Source organism: Aeromonas aquatilis, from assembly GCF_054052405.1.
In genome coordinates, this window is record NZ_JBSTYP010000117.1 from 1 (window position 1) to 3,718 (window position 3,718).

The window sequence follows — 3,718 nt, forward strand, 5'->3', positions numbered from 1 at the left end:
CGTTACGGGAAGGAGGTGAATATCAAAGCGTGTATGCATGAGGCGCTGGGACACCCCATGCAACACGTAATTGGGACATAGCCATAAAAAAGGCCACGCATTGCGTGGCCATTTTTGCCAAGTGAGCAATTACCAACCTTTGACCAGGCCGCCTTTGAACAGCTCCACACCTTTCTTGTAGACATCATCGGTCTGGAAAGCTTGTACGAACTGTTTGACCTTCTCATCATCCTTGTTGTTGTCGCGGGCGACGATCAGGTTGACGTAGGGGGACTCTTTGTCTTCAACAAACAGGCCGTTTTCAGTCGGGGTCAGACCAATCTGGCCGGCGAAGGTGTTGTTGATGATGGCCAAGTCCACGTCTTCCAGCGAGCGCGGCAGCTGGGCTGCTTCCAGTTCCACAATCTTGAAGTTGCGCGGGTTGCTGGCGATATCCAGCACGGTGGCTTCCAGACCTGCGCCATCCTTCAGGGTGATCAGACCCTGTTTGGCCAGCAGGATCAGGGAGCGGCCCAGGTTGGTCGGATCGTTCGGTACCGCGATCTGGGCGCCATCTTGCAGCTCGCTCAGCGCTTTGATCTTCTTGGAGTAACCGGCGATCGGGTAGACGAAGGTGTTGCCAACCGGCACCAGCTTGAAGCCGCGATCACGCACCTGTGCATCCAGATAGGGTTTGTGCTGGAAGGCGTTGACGTCGATGCTGCCATCGTTCAGCGCCACGTTCGGGGTGACGTAGTCGGAGAAGTTGACCACCTCGACTGTCAGACCGTATTTCTCTTTGGCGACCTTGGCAGCCACTTCAACCAGTTCGGTCTCCGGGCCGGCAATGGCGCCCACTTTCAGAACCTTGCTCTCTTCTTTTTGACCGCAACCGGTCAGAACCAGACCAGCCAGCAGGGCAGCCGCAACGGATTTGATGCCAAATTTCATAAAACCTCCTGTCAGAAATCGACGATTAACGATGATCACATTTGTGGACCAGGCGCTCACCCGCGCTCTGGATAAGTTGAACCAGTACTACCAGGATAACTACGGTCACCAGCATGATGGTCGGGTCAAAGCGCTGATAACCATAACGAATACCCACATCCCCCAGACCACCGCCACCGATGGCCCCGGCCATGGCCGAGTAGTTCACCAGCGTGACGAGGGTAATGGTGACGCTGTTGAGGATGCCGGGCAGAGCCTCGGGCAGCAGCACCTTGGTGATGATTTGCAGCGGCTTGGCGCCCATCGCCTTGGCCGCTTCCAGCAGGCCATCCGGCACCTCCATCAGGGCTCCTTCCACCAGACGGGCGATGAAGGGGATGCAACCGACGGTCAGCGGCACGATGGCGGCGATGGTGCCGATACTGGTGCCGACGATCAGCCGGGTCAGCGGAATGATGGCGACCAGCAGGATGATAAAGGGCACCGAGCGACCCACGTTGACCACCATGCCCAGAGTACGGTTGAGCAAGGGGTTTGCCAGGATCTGGCCCGCCTTGGTGACGTGCAGTGCCACGCCGAGCGGCAGACCAAGCAGACAGCCGAACAGGGCGGAGGCAAACACCATGATCAGGGTGTCGCCCAGGGCCGTGATGAGCAGATTAATCATGGCTTCGGACATAACCCATTACCTCCAGCTGAATGTGGTTGTCGATGAGAAACTGCTGGGTCGCCTCGCACTGGGCTTCATCCCCGAACAGCTCGGCCAGCAGGAAACCGAATTTGACGCCTCCGGCGTATTCGATGTCTGCGCTCAGAATGCTGATGTCGATGTTGAAACGGCGGCTCGCCTCGGAGATGAGCGGCGTATCGACCGTGCTGCCGGTAAAGCCGAGCTTCACCAGCGGGTAGCTGCCGGGCACCCGCTCCGCACTCATCCGATCCTGATACTCCTGCGGTACCTCCAGATGGATGGTGGAGTGGATGAAGTCACGAGCCAGCTGGGTCTTGGCATTGCTGAAGAACCAGGCCACTTCGCCCTGTTCGATCAGGCGACCATCGCTGATGATGGCCACTTCATCACAGATCCCCTTCACCACATCCATCTCGTGGGTGATGAGCAGGATGGTGAGCCCCAGCTTGACGTTGATCTCCTTGAGCAGGGTCAGGATCGAGCGGGTGGTCTGCGGGTCGAGGGCCGAGGTGGCCTCGTCGCAGAGCAGCACCTTGGGGGCTGGTGCCAGTGCGCGGGCAATGGCGACGCGCTGTTTCTGACCGCCGGAAAGCTCGGACGGATAGGCCTGGGCACGGGCTTCCAGCCCGACCAGTGCCAGCAGTTCGGCAACCCGTTGCTGGATCTTCTCTTTGCTCCAGCCTGCCAGCTCTAGCGGAAAGGCGATGTTGGCAAACACGGTGCGGGAGGCAAGCAGGTTGAAGTGCTGGAAAATCATCCCGATCTGGCGGCGAGCCTGGGTCAGATCCCGTTCGCTCAGGGCGACCAGATCCTGGCCATCGACAATCACCTGGCCCTCTGTCGGGCGCTCCAGCAGGTTGACACAACGAATGAGGGTACTCTTGCCGGCACCGGAGGCACCGATCACCCCGAAAATTTTGCCTTGGGGTACATGCAGACTCACATCACGCAGGGCGTGCACGGCGTCACTGCCTGTACCGTAGACTTTGTTGAGACCGATCAACTTAATCATGGATTCTTCCGTGCTAACAGCCTTAAAGCACAGGGCGCTACAGGCGGGGAAATTGGGCAGAGGTTCCACTGGGTTACTCTGTCATCATGGAGGATGATGCTAAGATGTCTGGATGGCCATGTCAACGCATGTTTTTACGTCTAGACGTCTAAAAAAGTGATAAGGATTTCTGTCAGGCGGATAACGATCAGGATGGTATTGTCGCGCTTCCAGATCCTGTTTCGTCCCTGCGGCAGATAACCGAATTAAAGATGGTTTATACACGGTAAATGCTGGTTTTATTAGTGTGTCAGCCCGTTTCTGTTCACATCTGCTGTCGAGCTTAATGCTCCTCCATCGTTACACAAATTGCTGCACAAATCGTTCCCTATTCGTGACCGGAGCACCTGATCGCCACTTTGTCGGCGTCAACCTTGATGCAGCGCAAGGGGGGCTCGGATAGGGATTGGGTCGGTGGCGCCGGTTTTTTATACTGATGTTGTCGACAAGCATGGAGGGCAGTGCGATGAGATTCCAACAGATCAAAGAGTTGCTGCACTATCTTGAGCTGGTTCATCACCAGCTCGGACTCTGTTACGGGCGTTTGACCAGTCAGGTGGACAGCGAACGCAGCCGGATGTTGCTGGTCTATCTGCAAGGGCGTGAGGATGCGGCCAGTGCCCATCTGCACGAATATGCCGCTCAGCTGGGAGAGGCGGTCAGGGAGACCTGGCTGAACCAGAGTTTCAGCGAGGATATGTTGCCTGCCATTACCCGCTTCGAGCTGCCAGCATCAGTCCAGACCCAGGATATCGTCACTCAGGTATGCCGTTGGGAAGAGCAGCTGGTGGGCGAGCTGAGCCATCTGGCCCGGGAGTGCCCGACACCGGCCACCACCGCCTTGCTCGAGAATCTGGCCGGGCTGGAGCAGACCCGCCTGACCCGACTGGTGCACGGGGTGCATCGACTCGACGACATGTAACGGGTGATAAGCGCCAAATACGCAAGATGATGGCCAAACAAAAGGCTATGTCCCAATTACGTGTTGAAAGGCTAAGCTTGAAGTAGGCCATCACCTTGAGGTCTACCATCATGGATACCCCAGC

The 3,718-nt window shown here is 57.3% G+C and carries 4 protein-coding genes; 1 reads left to right on the forward strand and 3 read right to left on the reverse strand.

The genetic code is table 11. From position 1 onward, the window contains the following. Positions 1 to 129 precede the first annotated feature (129 nt). The 3 genes from metQ to metN are packed head-to-tail and all read right to left on the reverse strand — an operon-like array spanning position 130 to position 2,633. Entirely contained in the window at positions 130 to 930 is an 801-nt protein-coding gene (metQ, locus tag ACW5W8_RS23330) for a methionine ABC transporter substrate-binding lipoprotein MetQ (protein ID WP_498630785.1), read from the reverse strand. 25 nt (positions 931 to 955) lie between these two features. Beyond that, the gene (locus tag ACW5W8_RS23335) at positions 956 to 1,609 is read right to left on the reverse strand and encodes a methionine ABC transporter permease (RefSeq protein WP_498630787.1); all 654 of its coding nucleotides are present in this window, start codon (positions 1,607 to 1,609) and stop codon (positions 956 to 958) included. Next, entirely contained in the window at positions 1,590 to 2,633 is a 1,044-nt protein-coding gene (gene metN, locus ACW5W8_RS23340) for a methionine ABC transporter ATP-binding protein MetN (RefSeq protein ID WP_005341087.1), read from the reverse strand. The genes ACW5W8_RS23335 and metN overlap by 20 nt, the downstream gene beginning before the upstream one ends. Before the next feature lie 505 nt (positions 2,634 to 3,138). Here metN and ACW5W8_RS23345 point away from each other — a divergent pair. Further along, positions 3,139 to 3,594, forward strand: coding sequence for a hypothetical protein (locus ACW5W8_RS23345; RefSeq protein ID WP_498630789.1), 456 nt, complete (start codon positions 3,139 to 3,141; stop codon positions 3,592 to 3,594). The last annotated feature ends 124 nt before the right edge of the window (positions 3,595 to 3,718 follow it).